Here is a 26,615-nt window from a genome sequence, read left to right on the forward strand (position 1 = left end):
CTGATTACCGGGTCTAATCAAATCAATGCGGTGGCGTTATGCTTTTGGAAACTCTCAAAAGGATAACGCCATGCAAACTGTAAAACTCAATAACGGCCTCGATATGCCTCTGCTGGGCTTTGGTGTGTTTCAGATGACCGATGCCGCCGAGTGTGAGCGCGCGGTAATCGACGCCATTGAAACCGGCTATCGCCTGATCGATACCGCCGCCTCCTATCAAAACGAAACTCAGGTCGGCAATGCCCTCAAGCAGAGTGGCATCGCGCGCGATGAGCTGTTCGTCACCACCAAATTGTGGCTGCAGGATACCAACTATGAAGGTGCCAGGGCGCAGTTTGAGCGCTCACTCAATCGCCTGCAGATGGACTATGTCGATCTCTATCTGATTCACCAGCCATACGGCGATGTGCACGGCGCGTGGCGGGCGATGGAAGAGTTGCAGCAGGCAGGCAAGATCAAAGCGATTGGCGTCAGCAACTTCCAGCCGGATCGTCTGGCGGATCTCATCGCGTTCAACAAGATTGTTCCGGCGGTCAATCAGGTGGAAGTCAATCCGTTCAACCAACAGCTGCACGCTGTGCCGTGGATGAAGAGCCGCAATATTCAGCCCGAAGCCTGGGCGCCGTTTGCGGAAGGCAGAAACGGTTTATTCCAGCATCCGCTGCTGACGAAGATTGGCGAAAAATACGGCAAGAGCGTGGGTCAGGTGGTTCTGCGCTGGATCTTCCAACGCGGCATCGTGTCGCTGGCGAAATCGGTGCGCAAAGATCGCATGGCAGAAAACATCAACGTGCTGGACTTTGAACTCGGCGAGGCAGAAATGCAGCAAATTACCGCGCTGGATAGCGCGACCAGCGCCTTCTTCTCGCACCGCGATCCCGCGATGGTGGAGTGGCTGACAGGCCGCAAACTCGACGTGTAATCATCACCGACGCAACCTGAGGAACAGAGAGATGCAAAAACGTTATCTGGGAAATTCCGCACTGGAGGTTTCAGCGCTTGGCCTCGGCTGCATGGGGCTCAGTCATGGCTACGGTCCGGCAACGGATACTCAGCAGGCCATCAAGCTTATCCGGGCGGCCGTTGAGCGCGGCGTAACATTTTTCGATACCGCCGAAGTCTATGGTCCGTACCTGAATGAAGAGGTGGTCGGCGAAGCATTACAGCCGTATCGCGCCCAGGTGGTTATCGCCACCAAATTTGGCTTCACCTTTGGCGCTGATAATAAGCAGCAGATCCTCAATAGCCGACCGGAGCATATTCGTGAAGCCGTTGAAGGTTCCTTGCGTCGCCTGAAAACCGAAGTGATTGATCTGCTGTATCAGCATCGTGTTGATCCCGACGTGCCGATTGAGGATGTGGCCGGCACGGTAAAAGATCTGATTAGTGAAGGTAAAGTTAAACACTTTGGTCTGTCAGAAGCGGGCGCAAAGACCATTCGTCGCGCCCATGCGGTGCTGCCGGTCACCGCGCTGCAAAGTGAATATTCTATGTGGTGGCGCGAGCCGGAACAGGAAATCTTGCCGCTGTTAAAAGAGCTGGGCATTGGTTTTGTGCCTTTCAGCCCGTTAGGCAAAGGCTTCTTAACCGGCGCGATTAAATCGGGAGCGACCTTCGGTGAGGATGATTTCCGTAGCAAAGTGCCACGCTTTGCCGCCGAGGCGCTGGCAGCTAACGAAAAACTGGTGACGCTGGTGGCACAGCTGGCGGCGGAAAAAGGCGTGACCTCCGCCCAGATCGCGCTCGCCTGGCTGTTGGCGCAGGAGCCATGGATTGTACCGATTCCGGGCACCACCAAACTGCATCGTTTGGAGGAAAACCTTGGCGCGGCGGAAATTGCGCTTTCCGCGGCAGAGTTGCAAAAGCTCAATCAGGCGCTGGAGACCATCAAAGTGATGGGTGAACGTTATCCTGCGGCTCTGCAGGCGCGGGTCGGCGGTTAAGCCAGGCTAACGCTTGCGGCGCGATGTTCAGCTGCCGCAAGCGTTGCATGTCGATGCATTTTCGATTGCATCGACACTTTTTTGTATTTGACGTTTTTTTCTCAGTGGGTATGCTCAGCCACGTCAGGATCCTCCGGCCAGGGTTGGTTGCGACGATTACAGAGAGCCCATGAAAAACAGTAATGACAAACAGTTATGCGACATCGCGATTGGTGATGCGGTGATGGAATTATTTAACCAGGATGCGCCGGTTTCGCGCACCACGCTGCTCGCGCAATTAGAGAAGATGATACATGCGGGTGGTACGGCGGAAGAGGTGCGGATCGCCAGACTGGCTTTAAACGTGGTGAAAAGCAGCATCGATAACGCTGAGCAATCTGAAGAGAACGTGATGAGCTTTAGGGCGAAAAACGTCGCGGCGGATGACTCAACGCAGCACTGATCGCTGCATGCCGGACAAGGGTTGTCCGGCATAACGGCGCGGGCTTACCAGCGGTACTTATTCGAATCTTCCCACTCTTTGACTTCTTTCTCCGCACGGTCTTTTTCATAACCGTAGCGTTCCTGGATTTTACCGACCAGCTGATCGCGTTTTCCTTCAACCACGGTCATGTCATCATCAGTCAGGTCGCCCCATTTTTCCTTCACTTTCCCTTTGAACTGCTTCCAGTTGCCGCTAATACGATCTTCGTTCATGTCGATCTCCCTATTTCGTGGTGACTGTGTGCTGCCCTTCGCTAGCCTGATGCCAGCGGGTGAATTAATCCTGGCACAGGATTTGCGCTTTGCTTGCTTGAGCTGTGAGCTGACTCATAAATTTGCGATAGTGTGAGCCAGCGTGGAGAAAAAAGCCGTTAATAGCAAAAAGCGACTCGCTAACTCTTTGCTCTATAAGGCGTTATGCTTGCCCGGCTATACAGGCAAGGGTGGGTTGCGATATAGTAACCGCCGATAAGACATTTCCGTCAACTTTTGGAAACCCGCATTTCCCAATGCCATCCGCTATGAGCAAAACGCAACCCACCGACACGAAAAGCAGAGAACGTGGCCGCCCAAGAGAGTTCGATATCGAACAGGCTCTGGACAAAGCCATGATTGTTTTTCGCCAGAAGGGTTTTCATGCGGCTTCACTCAACGATCTGGGCGAGGCGATGGGGCTGACGGCGGGCAGCATCTACAAGGCTTTCAAAGATAAGCGCAGCCTGTTTCTGCTGGTGTTTGAACGCTATCTTTCGGTGCGCAATGCCGATCTGCGCCAGCGTCTGGCACAGTTCACCAGCGGCCGCGAGAAACTCGGCGAGCTGCTGCAGTTTTACCTCGATTCCGCGCGGGCGGTGGAAGGTCGCACCGGCTGTTTAGTGGTGGGCAGCGCGGTGGAGCTGCAGGTGCTGGATGACGATCTTTCGCAACTGGTGAGTGAAGCGGTGATCCGCAATAAAAACTTCCTCGCCTCGCTGCTCAAACTGGGCCAGGAAGATGGCTCGGTTACGCCCAACCTGGATGTGGATACCGCGGCGGGATTGATCCTCTGCATCGCCTTTGGCATGCGCGTTGTGGGCAAGATCACGGATGTAAAAGATGAACCAGAGACCATCAAGTTAGTCATGAAGCTGCTGGACTAAAATTTGTCTAATTAGGAGGAGGATACTTCCTAAATAAGCGAAGCGTAAAGCCGGAGGGCAAGTGAAAGACGAAGATTCAGATATTACGGAAGAGATTCGCGCATTGGTGGGAAGGGTGGTGACACGTATCCTTCGTCCTGATGAAGCGCTTACCGTTCAGGAACTCATTGGCGCGTTGTATCGCCTGAGTTTGCGTTCCACCGACAGCAAAACCAAAGTCGCCTGCGAGAAAGCCATTCGTATCCTGGCGAAAAAACTGCACTAATAGGGTCGCGCGTGCCGCGCCTTGTTGTTCTCCTCTGCTGAAGTCTGGCAATCCCTCGCCAAACACCTATTTGATTAAAGCGGGCGATGCGCGGTCTCTTTCGCCTTCCACAGCGCAAACAGCGTGATCAGCAACGCCAGGCTGACATACAGCGATACCCACAGCGTGCTGCCCATCTCTTTATACAAGGTCGTGATGATCAAGGGCGCAAAGCCGCCGCCGATGATGCCCGCCAGCGTGTAAGCCAGTGACGATCCGGCGTAGCGTACGTGGCTGGGGAACTGTTCGGTTACAAACGCCGCCTGCGGTCCATACATCACCGCATGAATCAGCAAGCCGCCAATCACCGCCAGCACAATCAGCACCGGCTGTGAGCTATCCAGCAGCACAAAGAACACAAACGACCAGACGATCGCCAGCAGCGCACCGGCAATGTAGACCGGGCGACGGCCGAGCTTGTCGGAGAGCGCGCCAAACATCGGCACGGTAATCGCATTGCCAATCGCGCCGAGCATGGTAGCCATTAACGCCAGCGGACGCGGCAGCTGCAGCACGGTAGTGACGTAGGTGAGGGTGAACACCACCACCAGCGCATACAACACGTCGGAGCCGATACGTGAACCGCCAGCGATCAGCAGCTCACGCGGATAGCGCACAAACACCTCTTTCAGCGGCGTATGCGTGGTTTTCTCCGCCTGCTGCATCGCGACAAAGGTTGGCGTCTCTTCTACGCCACGACGCAGCCATAAGCCAAACATCACCAGCAGCAGACTCAGCAGGAACGGAATGCGCCATCCCCACTCCTGAAACTGCTCGCCGCTCAACGCCACCGTTACCAGCGTAATAAATCCGGTGCCAATCAACGTGCCGCACGATGGACCTACCTGCGCAAACGAGGCGTTACGGCCACGCTTGTCGGCATCGCCATGCTCCATCGACAGCAATACCGCGCCGGCCCATTCGCCGCCTAATGCAATGCCCTGAATAAAGCGCAAGGCCACCAACAGCACCGGACTCCAGATGCCCCACGCCGCATAGCCCGGCAGCAGGCCCATCAGCGCGGTGGTGACGCCCATAATCACCAGCGTGGTGATCAGTACCGCTTTACGTCCGGCGACATCACCGAGATGACCAAAGATAAAGCCGCCCACCGGACGGGAAATGTAGCCGACCGCATAGGTGGAGAACGCCAGAATAGTACCGACCAGCGGATCGAAGCTGGGGAAAAAGACGTGGTTAAACACCAGCGCCGCCATGATGTTGTAGACCGTGAAGTCATACCACTCCAGCGCGGTGCCGATGGAGCTGGCCGCCGCGAGGCGACCGGTTTTGCTGTGGCTGGCGCGCGCGCCTGTAGCGTGCGGCAACGTTGAATCGGTATTAGCCATGAGCCATCTCCTGTTTGGTTAACTGCCAGCTGAGGGAGTAGAGCTGTACGTCCGCGTTGAGTGCCTGCGCGGCATCGGCGGCGAGGGTTTTACACACCTGCGCGTCGCGGCAGGTCAGCAGCAGCATCGGATGCATCGGGCGCGTCGCGCTGGTTTCCCGTGGCAGCGGCGAGCTCAGCGTGGTGTCAGGCGTTAGCAAACGTGAGGCGATATAGCCCGGCGTTTGCTGCACGCTGCTTTGCCAGCTGCCCAGCGATGCAACATCTGTACCGGCTTTTAAGGTCAGCACCGCCAGATGGCTGCCGGTGCCTTGTCCATGCTGATGCGAGATGGCGCAGACGCGGCGCATCGGATTGACCATTTTGTTGAGGTTCTTCACCGACCATTCCGTCTGGCGCGTGAAGGCGGCGTGATAATCCGCGCTGGTAAAGGCTTCCAGCGATGCGGTTTCATACAGGCCGAGGTATTTGCGTTCGGCATCCACTGCCTGATAACGCGTGCCGCTAAGAAAGCCGCTGATCGCCACGCGCTCTTCAACGTGTTCGTGGTCGTACCATTGGTTGAAATCCGCTTCATCTGCAGCGTCGATGTTAGTGGCGACAAACAGCATGCCGTGGGGTTGAGTCATGATCAGCTACTCCGTTTCAGGGTGGTTTCAATCGCGGCAGCCCAGCTGAGTAATGCAGCATCGTTGCCATGGGTGGAAGAGAGCATCAGGCCAACCGGCGCAGCGCCGGGCTGATGACAAGGCAGAGAAATTGAACAACCATCCAGCATGTTGATCACGCTGGTGTTGCGCAGCATCAGCAGGTTGACCTGCATATAGCGCGCGGGATCGTCGAGCTCGACCAGCGTCGGAGCAATCAGCGGCACCGTCGGCATCAGGATGCCGTCAAAAGGCGCAACCGCCTGCTCGACGCGCTGTTTCCAGTCGGCGCGCAGTTGATAAAGCGCGGCGGCATCCTCTGCATTCAGCAGGCTGCCGCGGTTAATGCGCGTCAAAACCTGCGGGTCGTAAGCTTCCGGCTGTGATTGGGCGTAATGCTGATGCCATTGCCAGGCTTCCCACGCGGTAATGCCGCCGCGCGCGTTGATGGTGTCAAGTTCCGCCAGCTCTTGCAGCGGCAGCTCGGTGATTTTCACGCCCTGCGCGCGCAGCAGATCGAGCGCGCGCAGCCAGGCGGCGCTGACGTGCTCGTCAAGGCCAGCCAGCACGCGCGTCTGCGGAATCACGAAATGCGCATCTGACAGATTTCGCTCATCGATCGCCAGCCGCTTATCGGCGATCACGCTATCGAGCAGCCAGCAGCTGCGCACGTCGTGGGCGATCACACCGATGCTGTCGAGCGATGCCGCCAGCGGCAGCGTTCCGCGTTGATCGATGCGGCTGGCGCTCGGTTTGAAACCTGTTAAGCCGCACAGCGCCGCTGGAATGCGCACCGAACCGCCGGTATCGGTGCCGACAGCCGCCAGACACATGCCGTCGCTTACCGCTACCGCCGCACCGGAAGAGGATCCGCCGGGAATACGCTGCTGGGGACGCTGCCACGGATTAGCGGGCGTGCCGTAATGCGGATTGACGCCGAGGCCGGTGAAGGCGAACTCGCTCATATTGGTTTTGCCAACGATGGCGGCACCGGCCTGCTGCAGACGATCCACCATGCTGGCATTCGCCGTGGCTGGGCTGGCGTTGCTGAGCAAGCGGGAACCGGCGGTGGTGACTTCTCCGGCGACATCGAACAGATCTTTGATGCTGATGGGCAGACCATCAATCGCGCTGCGCGGCTGTTGCTGCTGCCAGCGCGCACCGGCTTGCGCGGCCTGCTGCTGCGCATCCGCGGTATAAACTTTGGTGAACACGCGCTTGCCTTCACCGGCTTCCGACGCGATCGCACGTAGCGCATCCTGCGTCAGGGGTTCAGGGCTGATTTGCCCGGCGAGCAGCTGCTGGCTCGCTTGCCATAACGTTGTCATAGGGAACCTCAGGCGATAACCGGCAGCGAGCCAGTGATGTAAGTGTGTTCCAGCGTGCGGTTCAGCACCGGATCGTGCAGCGCCATACGGAATTCACTGGCAGGACGAATCCCGCCGATGGCGCTGAGCGTGCCGCACGACATGGCGAAACCTTCCTCAACCTGGCCCGCAGCAAAATAGCGGCTCAACAGATCGAGCGGCGTCAGCAATGAGGCGAGGGCGCCTTGCTGATAAGTCACCCAGTCGCCGTTGACGTTGATCCAGGCACGCAGCTCGAGCTGATCCCAGTGCGCTTTGACGTCCGCCATGCGCCACGCGTGACCGGCCACCGGTTTGATGCACGCCTGTTTCGATAGCGCCACGCTGAACGTTTCCAGATGACGATCGGTATGATCGGAAATCAGCGACACCCAATATTCGCCGCGATGGAAAAACACAAAGGGTTCAGCTTCACCGGACGTCTGATCGCCAACCACTTCCAGCTGCGTTTCCTGACTTAATTGATTGGTGGCGACGCGGTAAAACAGCGGCACTGCACCAGGAGCGGGCACGCCGAGCGCTTCCAGTTCCCTGATATGGTGCAGCACCGCTTCCTGATCGCGTCCTACCCAGCCCGCGATAACAAGTTGATTAACCTCAACATCCAGAACTGCCGCATCGGCGTAATCTGTCGTAAACCGTAATTGCATGGGATCGATCTCCAGGTGAGAAATGCGTGTGAAATTTCACTGTGATTTCAATCTAGCCATTTTCATGCCAGGTTTTTGTGTAATATGTCTCAGTTACCTAATAAGGATTTGCGCGATGAGTAATGTGATGGCTGAAAATGTGAGCTCGCCGACGACCCCGAAGAGCATTTCACTTAACGAGCGCGCCTATCTGGCGTTCAAGCACCGGCTGATCACGCTGCGCTACAAACCGGGCGACTATCTCAATATCGCGCAGGTGATGGACGACCTTGAGATGGGCAGAACGCCGGTGAATCAGGCGGTGCATCGGCTGGAGACGGAAGGACTGTTGCAGATTATCCCGCGCAAGGGCGTGATGGTGGCGCCGCTGTCGATTGATGATGCGCTGGAGTTAATTGAGGTGCGTCTGGTGAATGAGGCGCTGTGCTTGCGGCTGGCCTCGCAGCGGGTCAATGCGGCGCAAATCGCCTATTTGCGTGACATGAATCAGCGCATTGCCAATGCCAGCGCCTCACGCGATCGCGAACAGATGATGCTGCTGGACCGCGAATTTCATCAGGTGCTGGCGGACATCGCCGCCAACGGTCGTCTGGCCGATATTCTCAGCATTATCCACGCGCAGGCGCAGCGCTTCTGGGCCACCACGCTTTCCAGCGCTGCGCACATGAACGAAGTGATCGCCGAACACGAAGCGATCATTGCCGCGCTGGAGCAGGGAAATGCCGAGCTAGCGGAAGAGGCAGCGCGGGTGCATATCTATTCGTTTAAACAGGCGCTGTTGAATAATTAATATTCGGCTTCTTCACCCGGCAGCGGAATGGAAAGATCCATGCCCTCAACCCCGGCGTAGAAAATAATCAGCTCGGCACGCTGATGCGTGGTGAAACCGCGATGGGCAATGTCGATGGATTCATTAAAAGCTTCGCCTGCGTTAAACGTTTTCGTCTCGCCGCTGGCTTTGTCCTCGATGGTGAGCGATCCCGATAAAATATACGCGGTATTGGGCATCGGATGCGTATGCCACGGCAGCTCTGAATGCGCAGGAATGGTCATCTTCATCACCGTGATCTCGGGCTTACCGGCTGGATAGTGTTCAATATGCTGACCATTCCAGGCTTGCCCGCTTTGCAGCAACGTTTCTGCACTGTTTTCATGTTCGTTATCGGCGCTCATCTCATTCCCCTGAATACGTTAATTAAAATTCATACGCACAGAATAGTGGAAATCGATCAGGCTGCGAGTTTAGGTGGTTAATACTTCTGGACGGTTTGCACGGGTTCACTACTTTGCTGGCGATATTCAGTCGCTGAGCAGCCGAACCTGGCCCTGAACTCACGCGAGAAGTGCGGCATGTCGCTAAAGCCACTACGCCAGGCAATCTGGCTAATCGGCGTGGCGCGATGCAGCGGGGAATGGAGAGCGTCCGCCGCTTTTGTCAGCCGCTGATTCAGCACATAGCGGCCAAACGAGGTGCCATCTTTCTTCAGCAGCATGTTGAGATAGCGCGAGCTAATACCAAAGGCGTCAGCGATGGTTGCGGCGGTCAGCGCCGGATCGGCCAGGCGCTGGTTGATCATGATTTTCATCTGGAACAGCAAGCCGTGATAGGTTTTGGCCTGGCTTCGGTTGCTGCACTCGTCGGCAATCACCGATGTCAGCAGTTCGAGAAACTGCTCGTGCAGCATGGCGGCGTATTTGAGTGAAATGTCTTCGGGCAGCGTCATCAGATTGTTTAACAGCATCTGCAGGAAGGGCATCAGCGGATGCTGTTTGCCAAAGGCGTTGGCCACCAGATGCTCGGTTTTCCCCACTCGTTGACTCAGATGATCTTTGCTAATTTGCACCACATGTTGCCGCGTCTCACCATCAAGGTGCAGCTCGTAGGGAAACCGCGTGTCGTAAAGCGCAAACTCGCCCTGACTGAGCGAGGCATGATTGCCGCCCTGAACCGCCGAGGTTTTTCCCTGGCTGACAAAGCTCAGCAGAATCATATTATCCGGGTTGTTATCGGCGCCTTTGCGGCCGCGGATCACTTCCTGCGCGCTGCAACTCACTTCGGATAAGCGTAGATCGCCCCAAACGCCCGCTTGCAGGATGCCGTTGCGCTCGCTGCCCGCATAGGTGCTTTCCAGCGGCACAAATGTCTGGCTGATGGCGTGGCGCCAGTAATCGGTGCGATCGGCATACACAACGTCGGCGGTATTAAAGGTCTTCATGCCTGCATCCTCAGCGTGGGGTGAGGCACTTCCTGCAAACTCCGGGCCATTTCCATTCTGGACAAGCATCCCTTCCTTCCTGTCATAACCCTGCGCGTGGCGTGAAGGTTATATCTGTTGCCAGTTTATTTTCATTCACCTGGGAGAGAGCAACATGATGAACAAACCGATTACCGTGGCCTGCGTACAGGCCGCGCCACTGTTTATGGATCTGGAAGGCACGGTTGATAAAACCATAAAGCTGATTGAGGAGGCCGCCGCGCAGGGCGCTGAGCTGATCGCCTTTCCTGAAACCTGGATTCCGGGCTATCCGTGGTTTTTGTGGCTGAACTCGCCCGCCGTCAATATGCCGCTGGTGTATGAGTATCATCAAAACTCGCTGGTTCTGGATAGCGTGCAGGCGAAACGCATTGCCGATGCTGCCCGACACAACAGTATGATGGTGGTACTCGGATTCAGCGAGCGCGACCACGGCAGCCTTTACATCTCGCAGTGGATAATCGGCAGCGACGGTGAAACCATCGGGACGCGCCGCAAGCTCAAGGCGACGCACGTCGAGCGCACGCTGTTCGGCGAGAGCGACGGTTCTTCACTGACCACCTGGGAAACGCCGCTCGGCGTGGTCGGCGCGCTCTGCTGCTGGGAACATCTGCAGCCGCTCTCGCGTTATGCCATGTATTCGCAGCATGAAGAGATCCACATCGCCGCCTGGCCGAGCTTCAGTCTTTACAACAACGCCACCGCGGCGCTGGGACCGGAGGTCAACACGGCGGCTTCACGCTTGTATGCGGCAGAAGGGCAATGTTTCGTGCTGGCACCTTGCGCCGTGGTTTCTGCAGAGATGATTGAAATGCTGTGCCCGGATGATGCCCGTCAGGCGTTGCTCAGCGCCGGAGGTGGACATGCACGCATCTATGGCCCGGACGGCAGCGAGCTCGCCACACCGCTCGGTGAACAGGAAGAGGGCTTGCTGTTAGCCACGCTGGCACCCGCGGCGATCACCTTCGCAAAACTGGCAGCCGATCCTGTTGGTCACTATTCGCGTCCCGACGTCACCCAGCTTCTGTTCAATTCCGCCGCCAAACCGCCGGTGGTGAAACGCGGCTTGCCCGCCGAGCCGCCGAGTGAATTGCCAGCGGAAGAGGAGGAATAACATGGAATCCGCTATTCCTGCACATCTGCGTGTCGCGCGCCGCTGTCCGCTGGCGATGCCCGACGATCATCAACCGCCTTTTCCGGCGTGGACCGCGCGCTTCTCCTCACTCACCGGACAGGTGGTGATGGCGTACTTCGGCATTCAGGCGGCCACTGCGATCGCGCCTGCGGCTCTGCATGCGGTGACTGGACGCTTTTCATCCCCTTACGCGCCGGCACACTGGGATCTGGCTGCCTATATAGACGATGCCGGGTTTCATAACCTGGTCGCCATTGCTTACTGGCCGTCACCGCAGCAGTTTGAGCGCTGGAAAACCAGCAGCTTATTTTCTGCATGGTGGCACGCAGCGGAACGAGAAGCGGGCGAATATGGCTATTTTCTCGAGGTGGTGAGCCCGCAAGCCGACAGCTTTGAAACCATTTTCTCCGATCGCGCATCGCCTGAAGGCGTGGCCAGTCTGGCTGAAGGCATGAGCGGCGAGATGCAGGAGCACGGTTATTGGGGCAGTGCGCGCGACCGCCTGCCGCGCGCGCAGATCGATGCGCTGAGTGGCAGCGCAACGGCGCCATCAGCGACGCGCACCGGCAAACGCGTTGTGCTGGCTGGCCGGGAAAATCTCTGTCTGATCCGCTCCGGGCAGGATTGGTCGGCGACCCAGCAACAGGAGAGACAAAAGTACCTTAGCGAGGTGGAACCGGTGCTGCGCGAAGGCATGCACTTTCTGCGCGACAGCGGTCACACCATCGGCTGCCTGAACTGCCGCTATATGCAGGTCCTTGATGTGAACTCGCATGCCTTGATGGAGAAGACCTTTGGCCTGGCGCATTTCAGCGATATGGCGGCACTTGAGCTGTGGGCTAAAAGCCATCCCACCCACGTGGCGATTTTCGGCGGATTTATGCGTTACGTGCAGGAGCTGAACTTCAATATCGCACTGCGGCTGTGGCACGAAATCGTGGTGGTTCCGGCCACGGCTCAGCATTTTGAGTACATCAACTGTCATGCGAACACCGGCTTACTGCGGCAGATCGGCGGAGAATCGTTATGAAGAAATCAGTCACTGCTATCGCGACTTTAGTCACCGCAACGCTGTGCTCACCTGCTTATGCGCTGGAGTTTTCTCCCGGCGATTACGAAATGCTGCCAGCCGATAAAAGCCTCGCGCTGGCCTATTTCCAGTATTCCCACAGCGACGATTATTATTCGCAGGGGAAAAAAGTCGCCGCTGATTACCGCTTGCGTACTCAAGCCACGCTGCTGCGCTTTATCCATGGCTTTCGCCCGGCTGAGAATATCAGTATCGAACCACAGGTAATCATTCCTCTGGTTAGCGCGGATGCGATGGGCGATGCCCGTTTCCTCGGCAACTCCTCGGGATTGGGTGACGTGATTTTTGGCGTGCCGTTCAAATTCAATCTGGATGCGCAGGGCCGGGATCTTCTCTCGCTGGCGCCGTTTATCTATGCGCCAACCGGCGCTTACGACCCGCAAAAAGCGCTCAACGTCGGGGAGAATCGCTGGCGCTATCTGCTACAGGGCGTGTGGATCCACCATTTCTCTACGTCGTGGGCATTTGAAACCGGCGCTGACGTGTCCTGGGTTACGGCGAATGACGCTTATGGCGCGAATAGCAGCACGCTCAGGCAGAGTCCGCGCTACGAATATCAGGCTTATTTGCGCTACAACCTGACGCCCGCAACACAGTTTGGCATCGGCGGCGGATGGATAACGGGCGCGGAGAGTCGGGTTAACGGCAATGCACAGGACGACCGGCTGAACAGCAGCTATCTGCGGCTGTCGGCGGCCCATTTTGTACTGCCTGGCGTTCAGCTCCAGCTTTCCGGTGGACGCGATATTAAGGTAGAACAGGGATTCAGGCAGGACACCAATATCAGCTTGCGGTTGGGGCTGCTGTTTTGAGTAAGCCACTATGCGGTTAGCGGCTTATTAACGTCATTGCCTAAAACCCAGTCGATGCACTGGGTTTTTTATTGCGATCAAAGAGTTGACGTTGATGCTTGCTACGCTGGCGCAGCGTTTGTTCGGCGATCCGGATTCGCCTGTGTAAGCGGGATAAAAAAATCCACGCCAATGCGTGGATTTTAGGATTTTTTGTCTGACGCGATAGCGTGCCAGGCAACATGAAGGCTTAGACGTTAAACAGGAAGTTCATCACGTCGCCATCTTTTACGATGTACTCTTTGCCCTCTGAGCGCATTTTGCCGGCTTCTTTCGCGCCTTGTTCGCCTTTGAACGCAACGAAATCTTCAAACGCGATGGTCTGAGCGCGGATAAAGCCTTTCTCGAAGTCGGTGTGGATTTTACCGGCTGCCTGTGGCGCCGTTGCACCGACAGGAATGGTCCATGCACGCACTTCTTTCACGCCTGCGGTGAAGTAGGTTTGCAGGTTGAGCAGCGCATAACCGGCACGGATCACGCGGTTCAGGCCCGGCTCTTCCAGACCCAGTTCAGCCATGAACTCGTCGCGCTCGTCGTCTTCCAGCTCAGCGATATCAGACTCAACGGCAGCACACACCGGCACCACCACCGAACCTTCGGCTTCGGCAATCGCACGCACTTGATCGAGGTACGGATTGTTTTCGAAACCGTCTTCGTTGACGTTAGCGATATACATGGTTGGCTTCAGCGTCAGGAAGCTGAGGTAGCGGATTGCCGCTTTCTCGTCAGCATCCAGATTCAGTGCGCGCAGCATGCCTGCTTCTGACAGGTGCGGCAGGCACTTCTCCAGCGCCGCCAGCTCAGCTTTGGCATCTTTGTCGCCGCCTTTGGCTTTCTTCTGGCAACGCTGAATCGCACGTTCGCAGGTGTCGAGATCCGACAGCGCCAGCTCGGTGTTGATGACGTCAATATCTTCCGCCGGGTTAACTTTACCCGCAACGTGGATGATGTTGTCGTTTTCAAAGCAGCGCACCACGTGGCCGATGGCTTCGGTTTCACGGATGTTGGTCAGGAACTGGTTGCCCAGGCCTTCACCTTTGGACGCGCCTTTCACCAGACCGGCGATATCGACGAATTCCATGGTGGTTGGCACGACGCGCTGTGGCTTAACAATCTCGCTCAGCTGATCGAGGCGCAGATCGGGCATTGGCACCACACCGGTGTTTGGCTCGATGGTGCAGAACGGAAAGTTGGCTGCTTCGATACCCGCTTTGGTCAGCGCGTTGAACAGGGTGGATTTACCGACGTTCGGCAGGCCCACAATACCGCATTTAAATCCCATGGTCTGATTACCTTTCTCACTGAGTGCGCAGCGCTGTTAAACAGCGCCGACAGATTCAAAAAATTTCGCGCATTATACACAGAATTGCCTTCTGCGGCGCGGGAATTGGCCTTAGCCCGCCTTGAACGCGTGCAGGCGGTTCATCGCCTTAATCTTGTCTTCTTTCAGCCACAGTTCGGTGCAGCGCACCGCTTCGTCTACTGCATCATCAATCAGCTTTTGTTCGCTGGCTGGCGGCTTGCCCAGCACGAAACCGGTCACTTTATTGCGGTCGCCAGGATGGCCAATACCGACGCGTAAACGGTGAAAATTATTGTTGTTGCCCAGCTTGCTGATGATGTCTTTGAGGCCGTTATGGCCGCCGTGGCCGCCACCTTGCTTGAATTTCGCCACGCCCGGCGGTAAATCCAGCTCATCGTGCGCCACCAAAATCTCTTCTGGCGCAATGCGATAAAAGGTCGCCATCGCCGCCACCGCTTTGCCGCTGAGATTCATAAAAGTGGTGGGCACCAGCAGGCGCACATCTTCTCCCGCCAGCGACAGGCGCGCGGTGTAGCCAAAAAATTTTGGCTCGTCTTTTAACGACTGATTGTTGCGGCTCGCCAGTAAATCGACATACCAGGCGCCAGCGTTATGGCGCGTTGCGGCGTATTCAGCGCCGGGATTGGCCAGCCCCACAATCAGTTTAATGCTGCTCACGATGTTTATCCTGTCTTGCTGCGGAAAGGGCGATAGTTTACTGCCTGGCGGCACGGATGACAAAGGCCACGCGCCGCAGATAATGTCTCTACGTGACTAATCATTTTCTATCGAAATCAAGGCGCTGGCGGTAAAGATTTGTCAAAGGTTGTGAAGGATATGTGATCCTGTACGCAACTTAAGCGGCAAGTATTGCCTAAGCTTATGGCTAGTTAACCATACGTGCTGTTTTGCTTTTATAAGGATGGAGGTGGATCATGAAACGTCAAAATTGCCGCTTTGTAGGTAACGGTTTGATGTGTTTGGGTTTACTGACGATGGTGTTGGGCGTCGGCTATTCCATTATCAATCAGCTTCCTTCACTCAACCTGCCGCAATTTCTCGCGCACGGTGCGATGTTCAGCATCTTCGTTGGCGCTTTGCTGTGGCTGGTGGGCGCGCGCGTCAGCGGACGTGAGCGCGTGGAAGATCGTTATTACTGGTTGCGTCATTACGGCGATAAGCGTTGCCGTCGCAATCACTCATCACATTAAGTAAGTACGGTTTGCTGCAGCGGCTGTAACTGCGCGAGATAACGTTCGATGCGGTTACGGCCGCTGGCTTTTGCGCGGTACAACGCTTCATCGGCTAGCGCCAGCAGCGGCGGGAAAGGTTCGCCGGGCTGCAGCGCGGTGGCAAAGCCGATGCTGACGGTATAACGCACGTCGTTGGGTTGCGACAGCTGTGTCGCCAAACGGATACGTTCACACACCCGCTGCGCCTGCTCGGCATCGCCGGGAATGATAGCCGCAAACTCCTCGCCGCCCAAACGGGCAAAATGGCCTTCATCCGGCAATAACGCCTGCACCACCTGACAAAAATCGATTAATACCTGATCGCCTTGCTGATGGCCGAAACGGTCATTGATGCTTTTAAAATGGTCCAGATCGAACAGCACCGCGCTATAGACTAAGTGTTGTGACTGCCGCGCGCTGCGCAATATCATTTTATCGGCCTGCTCGAACAGTGCGCGGCGGTTCCACACGCTGGTGAGCGGATCGTGCATTGATGCCAGCTTGTGAGCGATTTGCGTGCGCTCGTTGACCATCGCCAGAATGGTGAAGCTCAGGCCAATAACAAACAGAATTGATTCGAGAATTACATATACCGAGAAGCTGGAACCGCCAATCGCACCGCGCACCGGCGTCGCCACCGCATCATCCAGAAAGATACGTGCCACGTGAAACAGCAAATGGATCCACAGCAGGATTTGCGCCGGCCAGAAGGTGACGGTTAACGATGCGCGCACGCGCCACAGCAAGCGGATCAGCGCGCCGGTATAGATGATGCACAGCAGGCAAACCACCAGCACACGCTTCGGCTGGCTGGAGTAAAATTCGGGGAACAGGCACAGGATTGCCCACAATAAGCCGCCGCCTAACCAGCTGAGTCCAATCGCTTTACCGCAGAAGATGCGGAAGGCATTGAGCAGATTGCCATAAGCCAGCAGCAGCATGACGTTGCCGACCGCAACCGGTAAAAAATGGAATCCCGCACTGCGTAAGCTGCTGAGGAACACCGCCGCCAGGGTCAAAACCAGCGCCAGCGTGGTGCAACCTAATACGCGATCGTATTGCGCGCCGACCCAGGCAAAAATCAAAATGATACTCAAAAACCCCAGCACATAGAGCTCGCAAACAAACAGAGTGTAGATGTCGAGAGTCATAGTGGTCGGAGCTCTTGGCAAAAGTGGGGAGAAAAATAGCATTAATCATTAGACCGCTAAAGGGCGGCAATGCGAGTTAGCAGAAAAGAGTGGATGGCAGCGAGAATAGCGGGATTTAACGAAATTTATCGCGCAAATATCAGTGGCGAAAGTGGCTTAATCGGTGAGTCAGATTTAGGGCAGGGCGCAAAGAAAAACCGGGCACGAGGCCCGGTTTCACGCGATGAATTAATGCTCAAACATCGCGGAGATAGATTCTTCATTGCTGATACGACGAATCGCTTCGGCCAACATGCCAGACAGCGTCAAAGTACGCACGTTTGGCAGAGATTTCATCTCTTCAGACAGCGGAATGGTATCGCAGACAATCACCTGGTCAATCACCGACTTACGCAGGTTTTCCACCGCGTTGCCGGAGAAGATTGGGTGAGTGGCGTAAGCGAAGACACGTTTCGCGCCGCGCTCTTTCAACGCTTCAGCCGCTTTGCACAGCGTACCGCCGGTGTCGATCATATCGTCAACCAGTACACAGTCACGACCCGCAACGTCACCAATAATGTGCATCACCTGAGAAACGTTCGCGCGCGGGCGGCGTTTGTCGATGATAGCCATATCGGTATCGTTGAGCAGTTTGGCGATGGCGCGGGCACGCACTACGCCACCGATGTCTGGGGAAACTACGATCGGATTTTCCAGGCCAATTTGCAGCATATCTTCCAGCAGGATTGGGCTGCCGAAGACGTTATCCACCGGGACATCAAAGAAGCCCTGAATCTGTTCAGCATGCAGGTCAACGGTGAGCACACGGTCAACGCCCACGCTGGACAGGAAATCGGCAACCACTTTGGCGGTGATCGGTACACGAGCAGAACGCACACGGCGATCCTGACGCGCATAGCCAAAGTAAGGAATGACAGCAGTAATACGACCAGCAGAAGCCCGACGCAAAGCGTCGACCATCACAACCAGCTCCATCAGATTATCGTTGGTGGGGGCACAGGTGGACTGGATGATGAAAATATCACCACCGCGTACATTTTCGTTGATCTGTACACTTACTTCACCATCACTGAAACGGCCAACAGCGGCGTCTCCGAGGCTAGTGTAAAGGCGGTTGGCAATACGTTGTGCTAGTTCCGGGGTGGCGTTACCAGCAAATAGCTTCATATCAGGCACGAGAAGAACCTCAGGCTTGGCGTCCAGAGAATGAACGGCTCTAGAGTAACCGGCGAATACCAAAGAGCATGTTCATACGGGTGTGTTAATGCGCGACATGCAGTGTCTGGAACGGGTGACACTGTCACGTAAACGCTTTTAGCCCAGAAAGTGTGCGCTGCAACGGCGAGAGGTTAAGCCCGCGCGCCACAAATCCGCAAATCCATTTCGGGGCAAGCTCCAGCACCTGACGTGCGTCGGATTCGGTGTCAAATTCAGCAAACACACAAGCTCCGGTCCCAGTCAGGCGCGACGGCGCGTATTCTAGCAGCCAGGAAAGCAGCTCATCAACCTTACGAAAACGTTTTCTTGCCACAGCCTCACAATCATTGTGAAAAGGACGCTGTAACAGTTCATCTAATGTGCGGATTGGTGAATCGCGCGTCAGTTCGGGATCGCGGAACAGATCCGGAGTCGCGATACTCACGCCCGGATGCGCCACCAGATACCATTTTTCTGCCGGTTCAGCCGGCTGCAACAGTTCGCCCACGCCTTCAGCAAAGGCCGCGTGACCCTCAATAAAGACGGGCACATCCGCACCCAGTTTGATGCCAATCGTCGCCAGCTCAGCAACGCTTAACCCGGTTTGCCACAGATGATTCAGCGCCACTAACACCGTCGCCGCATCCGAAGAACCGCCGCCAAGTCCGCCGCCCATCGGCAAAACCTTCTCCAGCGCGATGCTGGCACCGGCCTGCGCGGGCAAAGTACCCCGCGCGGCGGCAACGGTTTTTAACGCCTGCGCGGCACGCACAATCAGGTTCTCGTTATCCGGCACGCCAGCCAGCGGCGTTAGCAGCGTTATCTTGCCGCTGCTATCCGGTGTGATTTCCAGCGTGTCACCGTAATCGAGGAACTGAAACAGCGTTTGCAGATTGTGGTAGCCGTCAGGACGACGGCCAGTGATATACAGGAACAGGTTCAGTTTTGCTGGCGCGGGCCACGTGGTGATCATTGGGTGGTCCAGCTATCCATGCGTAATTTGATGCGCTGACCGCCTTCAGACAGCTCCAGATTCGCCGGCAGCGGCGGATTCACTTTGCTGTCGTAATCAGAGATGTTCACTTTCCACTGCTGACCGTTACGGCTGTAGTTCAGGCTTTGCAACTGATAATTGTTGTTGAGCTGATAATCGCTGGCATCGCCCGGCAAGCCCATCATCCATTGACGCAGATTGGCGAGCGGAATATCCATGCCGGTGAGCTGTGAAATCATCTTCTCGGCATCGTTACTGACGTAGCGCTTGCCTTTGTTATCCACGATCTGCACCACGGAACCTTGTGCATCCAGCTGCAATTCGGTGCTGCCGAGCGGATTGGTCAGCAGCAGGCGATAGCGATCGGCAGCGGTTTGCTGCCAGTTAAAGCGCGCATAGACTTTTTGCTTATCCGACAGGTAAGCGAACGCACCGCGCGTCTGATACTGGCTGATTTTCGCCACGGCTTGCTGATGCTGCTGCCATTGCGGTGACGTGGTGCTTGGGCCCGGACCTTGTGGTTTGTTAATGGTACATGCAGCCAGTAACACGCTGGCAAGGGGTAAAAGGCGCAGTAACTTGCGCGGGGGCAAATGCATCACGTGGTCATCTCCTCAGACACGTTTTTACTTCGTAACCGGTAACGCTAACCATCCGCATGTAAGCCGTCAATGCTGTTATGGCAATAATTGCGCACGATCAGTTTAATCTTATTACTGTCATAGGCTTTGTATGGCTTTTCTTGACCTGTGGCATCTTGTAGAATGCGCTGCACAAAACCCTGACAACTATTGGGATATCCCAACCCGAATCACATGACGCTGCTTGCACTCGGAATCAACCACAAAACTGCACCTGTTGCGCTACGCGAACGCGTTGCGTTTACACCAGACACGCTGGAACTGGCGCTGAATAGCCTGCTGTCCCAGCCGATGGTGCAGAGCGGCGTGGTCCTCTCGACCTGCAACCGTACTGAACTCTACCTCAGTGTAGAGCAGCAAGCCGACCTGCAGGAGCAGCTGGTGCGTTGGCTGTGTGACTATCACGACCTGCGTGAAGAGGATGTGCGCAACAGCCTCTACTGGCATCAGGATAACGCGGCGGTCAGCCATCTGATGCGCGTGGCCAGCGGGCTGGATTCACTGGTGTTGGGTGAACCACAGATTTTAGGTCAGGTTAAAAAAGCCTTTGTTGATTCGTCACGCGACCACGCGCTGAGCAGTGAACTGGAGCGCATGTTCCAGAAAACCTTCTCGGTGGCCAAACGCGTTCGCACCGAAACCGAGATTGGCGCCAGCGCCGTATCGGTCGCCTTCGCTGCCTGTTCACTGGCGCGTCAAATCTTTGAATCGCTCAGCACCGTTAACGTGCTGCTGGTCGGTGCCGGTGAAACCATCGAGTTAGTGGCGCGTCATCTGCGCGAACACTCCGTCAAGAAGCTGATGATCGCCAACCGCACCCGCGAACGCGCGCAGCTGCTGGCCGATGAAGTCGGGGCAGAAGTGATTGGCCTCGGCGATATCGAAACCCGTCTGGCCGATGCCGACATCATTATCTCTTCCACCGCCAGCCCGCTGCCGATTATCGGTAAAGGGATGGTAGAGCGCGCGCTGAAAGCGCGTCGCAATCAGCCGATGCTGCTGGTGGATATCGCCGTACCGCGCGATGTCGAGCCGGAAGTGGGCAAGCTGGCGAACGCCTATCTCTACAGCGTTGATGATCTGCAAGCGATCATCGAGCAGAACATGGCGCAGCGTAAAGCCGCCGCCGTGCAGGCTGAAAGCATTGTGGTGCAGGAGAGCGGCGAATTTATGGCCTGGCTGCGCGCGCAAAGCGCGGTTGAGACCATCCGTGAATACCGTTCGCAGGCCGATCAGGTGCGCGCCGAGTTACAGGAACGCGCGCTGGCCGCGCTGCAGCAGGGCGCTGACGCCGAAAAAGTGCTGCAGGAACTGGCACACAAGCTGACCAACCGTTTAATTCATGCACCAACCAAATCACTGCAGCAGGCCGCGCGCGACGGCGACAGCGAACGCCTGCAGATCTTACGTGACAGCCTCGGTTTAGAGTAATCTGGTCAGTCACGACCTATCACTGGGATACCCGCTATTACATGAAGAGCTCTATTGTTGCCAAGCTGGAAGCGCTCCAGGAACGCCACGAGGAAGTGGAAGCGTTGCTGGGCGATGCCGGCGTGATTGCCGATCAGGATCGTTTCCGTGCGTTATCACGCGAATATGCCCAGCTTAGCGACGTTACCCGTTGTTTCCGCGAATGGCAGCAGGTGCAGGAAGACGTTGAAACTGCCGAAATGATGCTGGAAGACCCGGAAATGCGCGAGATGGCGCAGGAAGAATTAAAGCTGTCACGCGAGAAGCGTGAGGAGCTGGAACAACAGCTGCAAGTGCTGCTGCTGCCGAAAGATCCCGACGATGAACGTTCGTGCTTTGTGGAAGTACGCGCCGGCACCGGCGGTGATGAAGCGGCGATTTTTGCCGGCGATCTGTTCCGTATGTACAGCCGTTACGCCGAAGCGCGTCGCTGGCAGGTCGAGATCATCAGCGCCAACGAAGGTGAGCACGGCGGCTATAAAGAAGTGATCGCCCGCATCAGCGGCGACGGCGCGTATGGCCGCTTTAAGTTTGAATCGGGCGGTCATCGCGTCCAGCGCGTGCCAGAAACCGAATCGCAGGGCCGTATTCACACCTCGGCTTGTACCGTTGCGGTGATGCCGGAACTGCCCGAAGCGGAAATGCCGGAAATCAACGCCGGCGATTTGAAAATCGACACCTTCCGTTCCTCCGGTGCCGGTGGTCAGCACGTTAACACCACCGATTCCGCGATTCGTATCACCCACTTGCCAACCGGCATTGTGGTGGAGTGTCAGGACGAACGTTCACAGCACAAAAACAAGGCCAAAGCGTTGGCGGTGCTGGGCGCGCGTATTCACGCGGCGGAAACGGCGAAGCGTAATGCCGCAGAAGCCTCGACGCGTCGTAACCTGCTTGGCAGCGGCGACCGTTCGGATCGTAACCGCACCTACAACTTCCCGCAGGGCCGCGTAACCGATCACCGCATCAACCTCACGGTTTACCGTCTCGATGAGGTGATGGAAGGCAAGCTGGATTCGCTGATTGAGCCGATTGTGCAGGAGTATCAAGCCGATCAGCTGGCCGCGCTGGCTGGACAGGACTAATGATCATCCGTCGCTGGCTACAGCAGGCTGTGGTAGCGCTCTGTGGCGGCGACAGCCCGAAGCGTGATGCGGAAATATTGCTGGGTTTTGTGACGGGCAAAGCGCGCAGTTGGCTGATTGCTTTTGATGACGCGGAACTGGATGCGCAGCAGCAGGAACAGCTGAATGCGCTGCTGGCGCGCCGCGTCAACGGTGAGCCGATTGCGCATCTGGTTGGCGAGCGTGAGTTCTGGTCGCTGCCGTTGCGCGTCAGCGATGCCACGCTGATCCCGCGCCCGGATACTGAAGTGCTGGTGGAACAAGCGCTGGCGCATCTGCCAGCCTGCGCAACATCACTGCTGGATCTGGGCACCGGCACCGGCGCGATTGCGCTGGCGCTGGCCAGCGAACGGCCAGGCTGCCAGGTTATTGGCTGCGATCGCATCGCGGCGGCGGTAGAACTGGCGCAGGACAACGCGCAGCGTCTGCACATCGATAACGCCCGCTTCATCCTCAGCAACTGGTTTAGCGATCTTCCCGCCCAACGTTTTGATCTGATTGTCAGCAATCCGCCCTATATTGATGCCGCCGATGAACATCTGCAGCAGGGCGACGTGCGCTTTGAACCGCTCAGCGCGCTGGTGGCGGACGATCAGGGTTTGGCCGATTTACGTTTCATCATTCACACCGCACCGCACTGGCTGCAGGCTGGCGGCTGGCTGCTGCTGGAACATGGCTGGCAGCAAGGTGCAGCCGTGCGCGCCATCATGACGCAGCACGGTTATCAGGCGGTGAGCACCATTGACGATTACGGCGGTAATCCGCGCGTCACACTAGGACAATTTTTTAATAAGGAATAACGATGGCGAGCTGGTATCCCCTGATCAAACATTTTCACTTGCTGACCGTTGCGCTGACGATTTGTCTGTTTTTGCTGCGCTTCTACTGGCAAACCACCGGTTCAGCGATGCTGCAGCGCCGCTGGGTGCGCATTGCGCCGCACGTTAACGACACCTTTTTGCTGTTAAGCGGTGCGCTGCTGGTGATGATTACGCACTTTTATCCGTTCACACCGCAAGGAAGCTGGCTGACGGAGAAGCTGTTAGCGGTTATTATCTACATCGCCTTAGGTTCCGTGGCATTGAGCCGTCGCCCACGTAAAATGGGGACACGTTGGATCGCCTTCCTGATTGCAATCGTAGCTTTGCTGTTTGTGATTAAGCTGGCGATGACCAAAATGCCGTTATTGGGGATTGTATGACCTCGCCAGAGCAACTCGATTACAGTGAAACACCGTTGAGTGAAGCGGTGATTGGCGCCACATGCGCCATACGCAATGATTTTTCCGCGCCTTCTGTGCAACAACAGTTGGCGGCGCTGGTAGATGAAGCCCGTGAGTTCGTCAGCAGCGAACAGGACGCCGATTTGCAGCTGGGTAAGCTGCTGGAGCTGTTCTATCGTCAGTGGGGATTTGGCGGCGCCAGCGGCGTCTACAATCTCTCTGACGCGCTGTGGATCGACAAAGTATTGAAGAGCCGTCAGGGCACTGCGGTGTCGCTGGGCGTGATTCTGCTGCACATCGCCGATGAGCTGGAATTGCCGCTGATGCCGGTGATTTTCCCGACACAGCTGATTTTGCGTGCCGACTGGTTAGATGGCGAAATGTGGCTGATCAACCCGTTCAACGGTGAAACGCTGGATACGCATACGCTGGAAGTGTGGCTGAAAGGCAACATCAGCCCAACCGCCAAGCTGTACAACGACGATCTCGACGAAGCCAAGACCATCAACGTGATGCGCAAGATGCTCGATACTTTGAAATCCGCGCTGATGGAAGAGAAGCAGATGGAGCTGGCGCTGAACGTCAGCAAGGTGCTGCTGCAGATCGATCCTGACGATCCTTACGAGATTCGCGACCGTGGTTTGATTTACGCGCAATTAGAGTGTGAACACATCGCACTGACTGATTTGACCTATTTCGTTGAACAGTGTCCTGAAGATCCGGTCAGCGAGATGATTAAAGTGCAGATTCACGCAATTGAACAGAAACAGGTAACGCTGCACTAAGCGTTACCCGATAAAAGGAAAGAAAAGGCATGACACAGAAAGTAGTGAATATCGGCGATATCAAGGTCGCAAACGATCTGCCATTCGTTCTCTTCGGCGGCATGAACGTGCTGGAATCGCGCGATCTCGCCATGCGCATCTGCGAACACTACGTTAAGGTCACCGACAAACTCGGTATTCCTTACGTATTCAAAGCCTCTTTTGATAAAGCGAACCGCTCTTCAATCAAATCCTATCGTGGTCCGGGCCTGGAAGAGGGCATGAAGATTTTCCAGGAGCTGAAGCAGGCGTTCGGCGTGAAAATCATCACCGACGTGCATGAAGCATCGCAGGCGCAGCCAGTGGCGGACGTGGTTGATGTGATTCAGCTGCCGGCATTCCTCGCCCGTCAGACCGATCTGGTGGAAGCGATGGCGAAAACCGGTGCGGTGATCAACGTCAAGAAGCCACAGTTTGTTAGCCCAGGCCAGATGGGTAACATCTACGACAAATTCGTCGAAGGCGGTAACGATCAGGTTATCCTGTGCGACCGCGGCAGCAACTTCGGCTATGACAACCTGGTTGTCGATATGCTCGGCTTCAACGTGATGAAAAACGTCACCCAAAATAGCCCAGTGATCTTCGACGTTACCCACGCGCTGCAAACGCGCGATCCGTTCGGTGCTGCATCTGGCGGTCGTCGTGCGCAGGTCGCCGAGCTGGCGCGTGCTGGCATGGCGGTTGGCATTGCGGGCCTGTTCATCGAGGCGCACCCAGAGCCAAACAGCGCCAAATGCGACGGCCCATCCGCGCTGCCGCTGGATAAGCTGGAGCCATTCCTGGTGCAGATGAAAGCGATCGACGATCTGGTGAAGAGCTTCCCAGAGCTGGATACCAGCAACTGATTGTTTTCAGATGTGAAAAAGGCGCCGATGGCGCCTTTTTTATTGGCTGGTCGCCATTCATGGCGACCTGTCACTCACAGCATAATCGTCAACAAATATCCGGCAAACAGCGCCAGATGCGCGGCACCGTTCAACACGTTGGTGCGGCCCGTGGAGAACGAGATGTGGCACAGAATCAGCACGGCGCTCATGATCACCATCTGCGGCGGCTCAAGGCCAAACACCAATTGCTGGTCGGTCAGAGTAGCGATAATGGTGACGGCAGGCACCGTCAGTGAAATGGTCGCCAGCACCGAACCGAAGAACAGGTTCATTGCGCGCTGCACCTGATTCATCAGCACCGCTCTGATTGCACCTAAACCTTCCGGCGACAGGATCAACAGCGCCACCAGGAAGCCGGTAAACTGCGCCGGGGCGTTCAGTTCTGTCAGCAGGCTCTCCAGCGGATTGGCGTTCATCTTGGTCACGGTAATCACCGCAATCAGATGCACGATCAGCCATGCGGTGTGCCACAACGAGCTGTGCGCAGAAGGCTTACCGTGATGCGGATCGTCGCCATCATCTTCATGCTCATAAACGAACAGGCTTTGGTGGGTTTTGGTTTGGATCAGCAGGAACACGCCGTACATGGCCGCAGAAATCGCCGCGATGATCAGCGCCTGGGTGGTCGTGAAGTTACCGCCCGGCAATGCATTGGGAAACACCAGCACCAGAATCGCCAGCGGGAAAATGGCGATCATGTACTGTTTTACGCCCGCCAGATTAACGTACTGCGTGGCAAACTTGCGTCCGCCCAGCAGCAGGGCAAAGCCCACTAAACCGGCGGTCACAATCATAATAATCGAGTAGAGCGTGTCGCGCATCAGCGCGGGCGCGGCATCGCCGGTCGCCATTAGCGCAGAGATTAGACTCACTTCGAGTATGACGACGGAAAGACTGAGAATCAGCGAGCCATAAGGTTCGCCTAAACGGTGTGCCAGCACGTCGGCGTGACGCACCACGCTGAAGGCGCTAAAGAGAATGGCAACTAAGGCCAACAGGTTGATGCCGATAACCGGCAGAAGCGCTGTCTGGTTGCCGAAGAAGCTCAGCACCGCCAGCGCAGCAACGGGGAAAATCAGTGAGTACTCGGTATGGCGGGTTTTCTCATGTCCAGGCATTTACCATCCTCTCCGGAAAAAGTACAAAGCAGGCAATCATTGCCTGATAAATATAATGAGTTTTCTGACGCAACGCAGTGTAACTTTTCATCAGCTGTGCTGCTGTGACTTTACGCGATTTTACCAAAAGCGTTTATTATGCATAACACGGCAAAAGAGTGTGTTATCGCTGGATTAACGCCTGTATTCATTATGTTGCATGATTCATTCCATAAATTAAAGTTGAGATTGGTCTGGTTA

The 26,615-nt window shown here is 56.2% G+C and carries 30 protein-coding genes; 16 read left to right on the forward strand and 14 right to left on the reverse strand.

Annotation, left to right across the window (positions count from 1 at the left end):
* Nucleotides 1-70 precede the first annotated feature (70 nt).
* The 3 genes from HX773_RS12080 to HX773_RS12090 all read left to right on the forward strand — a co-directional run bounded on the left by HX773_RS12080 (nucleotide 71) and on the right by HX773_RS12090 (nucleotide 2,385).
* Entirely contained in the window at nucleotides 71-922 is an 852-nt protein-coding gene (locus HX773_RS12080) for an aldo/keto reductase (RefSeq protein WP_176971684.1), read from the forward strand.
* Nucleotides 923-953: 31 nt separating this feature from the next.
* Nucleotides 954-1,943 carry an aldo/keto reductase gene (locus tag HX773_RS12085; protein ID WP_176971685.1) on the forward strand — a complete coding sequence of 330 codons (990 nt, stop codon included), beginning with the start codon at nucleotides 954-956 and terminating at the stop codon, nucleotides 1,941-1,943.
* A 169-nt stretch (nucleotides 1,944-2,112) separates the two neighbouring features.
* Nucleotides 2,113-2,385 (forward strand): hypothetical protein, encoded by a 273-nt coding sequence (locus HX773_RS12090; protein WP_176971686.1) that lies wholly within the window; start codon nucleotides 2,113-2,115, stop codon nucleotides 2,383-2,385.
* A gap of 44 nt (nucleotides 2,386-2,429) precedes the next feature.
* On the opposite strand, the gene HX773_RS12095 is transcribed toward HX773_RS12090, so the two are convergent.
* Nucleotides 2,430-2,639, reverse strand: a complete 210-nt coding sequence (locus tag HX773_RS12095) for a CsbD family protein (protein ID WP_007892931.1) — start codon at nucleotides 2,637-2,639, stop codon at nucleotides 2,430-2,432.
* 296 nt (nucleotides 2,640-2,935) lie between these two features.
* On the opposite strand from HX773_RS12095, the gene HX773_RS12100 reads away from it, so the two are divergent.
* On the forward strand, nucleotides 2,936-3,565 hold the full coding sequence (locus tag HX773_RS12100) for a TetR/AcrR family transcriptional regulator (RefSeq protein ID WP_176971687.1): 630 nt from the start codon (nucleotides 2,936-2,938) through the stop codon (nucleotides 3,563-3,565).
* Between the two features lie 61 nt (nucleotides 3,566-3,626).
* Entirely contained in the window at nucleotides 3,627-3,830 is a 204-nt protein-coding gene (locus HX773_RS12105) for a hypothetical protein (protein WP_101764092.1), read from the forward strand.
* Between the two features lie 74 nt (nucleotides 3,831-3,904).
* Here HX773_RS12105 and HX773_RS12110 read toward each other — a convergent pair whose 3' ends face one another.
* Genes HX773_RS12110 through HX773_RS12125 form a run of 4 tightly spaced genes read right to left on the reverse strand, consistent with a single transcriptional unit; the run spans nucleotide 3,905 to nucleotide 7,881 of the window.
* Complete coding sequence (locus HX773_RS12110) at nucleotides 3,905-5,218, reverse strand: MFS transporter (RefSeq protein WP_176971688.1); 1,314 nt, start codon at nucleotides 5,216-5,218, stop codon at nucleotides 3,905-3,907.
* On the reverse strand, nucleotides 5,211-5,846 hold the full coding sequence (locus HX773_RS12115) for a DUF4286 family protein (protein ID WP_176971689.1): 636 nt from the start codon (nucleotides 5,844-5,846) through the stop codon (nucleotides 5,211-5,213). The genes HX773_RS12110 and HX773_RS12115 overlap by 8 nt, the downstream gene beginning before the upstream one ends.
* A 2-nt stretch (nucleotides 5,847-5,848) precedes the next feature.
* Complete coding sequence (locus tag HX773_RS12120; protein ID WP_176971690.1) at nucleotides 5,849-7,192, reverse strand: amidase; 1,344 nt, start codon at nucleotides 7,190-7,192, stop codon at nucleotides 5,849-5,851.
* A gap of 8 nt (nucleotides 7,193-7,200) precedes the next feature.
* Nucleotides 7,201-7,881 (reverse strand): DUF2848 domain-containing protein, encoded by a 681-nt coding sequence (locus tag HX773_RS12125; RefSeq protein WP_176971691.1) that lies wholly within the window; start codon nucleotides 7,879-7,881, stop codon nucleotides 7,201-7,203.
* Between the two features lie 115 nt (nucleotides 7,882-7,996).
* On the opposite strand from HX773_RS12125, the gene HX773_RS12130 reads away from it, so the two are divergent.
* Nucleotides 7,997-8,671 (forward strand): GntR family transcriptional regulator, encoded by a 675-nt coding sequence (locus tag HX773_RS12130; RefSeq protein WP_176971692.1) that lies wholly within the window; start codon nucleotides 7,997-7,999, stop codon nucleotides 8,669-8,671.
* Here HX773_RS12130 and HX773_RS12135 read toward each other — a convergent pair.
* A complete protein-coding gene (locus HX773_RS12135; protein ID WP_176971693.1) occupies nucleotides 8,668-9,054 on the reverse strand; it encodes a cupin domain-containing protein in 387 nt (128 codons plus the stop codon). The two genes, HX773_RS12130 and HX773_RS12135, sit on opposite strands and share 4 nt — an antisense overlap.
* A gap of 77 nt (nucleotides 9,055-9,131) precedes the next feature.
* Complete coding sequence (locus HX773_RS12140; RefSeq protein ID WP_176971694.1) at nucleotides 9,132-10,097, reverse strand: helix-turn-helix domain-containing protein; 966 nt, start codon at nucleotides 10,095-10,097, stop codon at nucleotides 9,132-9,134.
* 154 nt (nucleotides 10,098-10,251) lie between these two features.
* Between HX773_RS12140 and HX773_RS12145 the strand changes: the two genes are divergently transcribed.
* Genes HX773_RS12145 through HX773_RS12155 form a run of 3 tightly spaced genes read left to right on the forward strand, consistent with a single transcriptional unit; the run spans nucleotide 10,252 to nucleotide 13,173 of the window.
* Complete coding sequence (locus HX773_RS12145) at nucleotides 10,252-11,250, forward strand: nitrilase (protein ID WP_218168227.1); 999 nt, start codon at nucleotides 10,252-10,254, stop codon at nucleotides 11,248-11,250.
* Nucleotide 11,251: 1 nt separating this feature from the next.
* Nucleotides 11,252-12,301, forward strand: coding sequence for a phenylacetaldoxime dehydratase family protein (locus HX773_RS12150; protein WP_176971695.1), 1,050 nt, complete (start codon nucleotides 11,252-11,254; stop codon nucleotides 12,299-12,301).
* Nucleotides 12,298-13,173 carry a transporter gene (locus tag HX773_RS12155; protein ID WP_176971696.1) on the forward strand — a complete coding sequence of 292 codons (876 nt, stop codon included), beginning with the start codon at nucleotides 12,298-12,300 and terminating at the stop codon, nucleotides 13,171-13,173. Before HX773_RS12150 ends, HX773_RS12155 begins: the two co-directional genes overlap by 4 nt.
* Before the next feature lie 229 nt (nucleotides 13,174-13,402).
* Here HX773_RS12155 and ychF read toward each other — a convergent pair whose 3' ends face one another.
* Nucleotides 13,403-14,494 carry a redox-regulated ATPase YchF gene (gene ychF / locus HX773_RS12160; RefSeq protein ID WP_008107633.1) on the reverse strand — a complete coding sequence of 364 codons (1,092 nt, stop codon included), beginning with the start codon at nucleotides 14,492-14,494 and terminating at the stop codon, nucleotides 13,403-13,405.
* Between the two features lie 111 nt (nucleotides 14,495-14,605).
* A complete protein-coding gene (gene pth / locus HX773_RS12165; protein ID WP_176971697.1) occupies nucleotides 14,606-15,193 on the reverse strand; it encodes an aminoacyl-tRNA hydrolase in 588 nt (195 codons plus the stop codon).
* A 257-nt stretch (nucleotides 15,194-15,450) separates the two neighbouring features.
* Here pth and ychH point away from each other — a divergent pair, with 257 nt between their 5' ends.
* Entirely contained in the window at nucleotides 15,451-15,726 is a 276-nt protein-coding gene (ychH, locus tag HX773_RS12170; protein ID WP_061723496.1) for a stress-induced protein YchH, read from the forward strand.
* Here ychH and HX773_RS12175 read toward each other — a convergent pair.
* The 4 genes from HX773_RS12175 to lolB all read right to left on the reverse strand — a co-directional run bounded on the left by HX773_RS12175 (nucleotide 15,723) and on the right by lolB (nucleotide 19,688).
* Nucleotides 15,723-16,898, reverse strand: a complete 1,176-nt coding sequence (locus HX773_RS12175) for a GGDEF domain-containing protein (protein WP_176971698.1) — start codon at nucleotides 16,896-16,898, stop codon at nucleotides 15,723-15,725. The genes ychH and HX773_RS12175 overlap by 4 nt on opposite strands.
* Nucleotides 16,899-17,126: 228 nt before the next feature.
* The gene (gene prs, locus HX773_RS12180) at nucleotides 17,127-18,074 is read right to left on the reverse strand and encodes a ribose-phosphate diphosphokinase (RefSeq protein WP_006118899.1); all 948 of its coding nucleotides are present in this window, start codon (nucleotides 18,072-18,074) and stop codon (nucleotides 17,127-17,129) included.
* 124 nt (nucleotides 18,075-18,198) lie between these two features.
* Nucleotides 18,199-19,068, reverse strand: a complete 870-nt coding sequence (gene ispE / locus HX773_RS12185; RefSeq protein WP_176971699.1) for a 4-(cytidine 5'-diphospho)-2-C-methyl-D-erythritol kinase — start codon at nucleotides 19,066-19,068, stop codon at nucleotides 18,199-18,201.
* Nucleotides 19,065-19,688, reverse strand: coding sequence for a lipoprotein insertase outer membrane protein LolB (lolB, locus tag HX773_RS12190; RefSeq protein WP_101764109.1), 624 nt, complete (start codon nucleotides 19,686-19,688; stop codon nucleotides 19,065-19,067). Before lolB ends, ispE begins: the two co-directional genes overlap by 4 nt.
* A 216-nt stretch (nucleotides 19,689-19,904) precedes the next feature.
* Between lolB and hemA the strand changes: the two genes are divergently transcribed.
* The 6 genes from hemA to kdsA are packed head-to-tail and all read left to right on the forward strand — an operon-like array spanning nucleotide 19,905 to nucleotide 25,215.
* Nucleotides 19,905-21,161, forward strand: a complete 1,257-nt coding sequence (gene hemA, locus HX773_RS12195; protein ID WP_176971700.1) for a glutamyl-tRNA reductase — start codon at nucleotides 19,905-19,907, stop codon at nucleotides 21,159-21,161.
* 41 nt (nucleotides 21,162-21,202) lie between these two features.
* Nucleotides 21,203-22,285, forward strand: coding sequence for a peptide chain release factor 1 (gene prfA, locus HX773_RS12200; protein WP_176971701.1), 1,083 nt, complete (start codon nucleotides 21,203-21,205; stop codon nucleotides 22,283-22,285).
* Nucleotides 22,285-23,124 carry a peptide chain release factor N(5)-glutamine methyltransferase gene (gene prmC, locus HX773_RS12205; RefSeq protein ID WP_176971702.1) on the forward strand — a complete coding sequence of 280 codons (840 nt, stop codon included), beginning with the start codon at nucleotides 22,285-22,287 and terminating at the stop codon, nucleotides 23,122-23,124. Before prfA ends, prmC begins: the two co-directional genes overlap by 1 nt.
* A 2-nt stretch (nucleotides 23,125-23,126) precedes the next feature.
* On the forward strand, nucleotides 23,127-23,525 hold the full coding sequence (locus HX773_RS12210) for a SirB2 family protein (RefSeq protein ID WP_101764112.1): 399 nt from the start codon (nucleotides 23,127-23,129) through the stop codon (nucleotides 23,523-23,525).
* Nucleotides 23,522-24,331, forward strand: a complete 810-nt coding sequence (gene sirB1 / locus HX773_RS12215) for an invasion regulator SirB1 (RefSeq protein WP_176971703.1) — start codon at nucleotides 23,522-23,524, stop codon at nucleotides 24,329-24,331. The genes HX773_RS12210 and sirB1 overlap by 4 nt, the downstream gene beginning before the upstream one ends.
* 29 nt (nucleotides 24,332-24,360) lie before the next feature.
* Nucleotides 24,361-25,215 carry a 3-deoxy-8-phosphooctulonate synthase gene (kdsA, locus tag HX773_RS12220; protein WP_176971704.1) on the forward strand — a complete coding sequence of 285 codons (855 nt, stop codon included), beginning with the start codon at nucleotides 24,361-24,363 and terminating at the stop codon, nucleotides 25,213-25,215.
* A gap of 74 nt (nucleotides 25,216-25,289) precedes the next feature.
* Here the strand turns inward: kdsA and chaA are convergent, their stop codons facing one another.
* On the reverse strand, nucleotides 25,290-26,375 hold the full coding sequence (gene chaA, locus HX773_RS12225; protein WP_176971705.1) for a sodium-potassium/proton antiporter ChaA: 1,086 nt from the start codon (nucleotides 26,373-26,375) through the stop codon (nucleotides 25,290-25,292).
* Nucleotides 26,376-26,615 lie beyond the last annotated feature (240 nt).

The organism is Pantoea sp. B9002 (assembly GCF_013385945.1).
Lineage (GTDB): Bacteria > Pseudomonadota > Gammaproteobacteria > Enterobacterales > Enterobacteriaceae > Pantoea.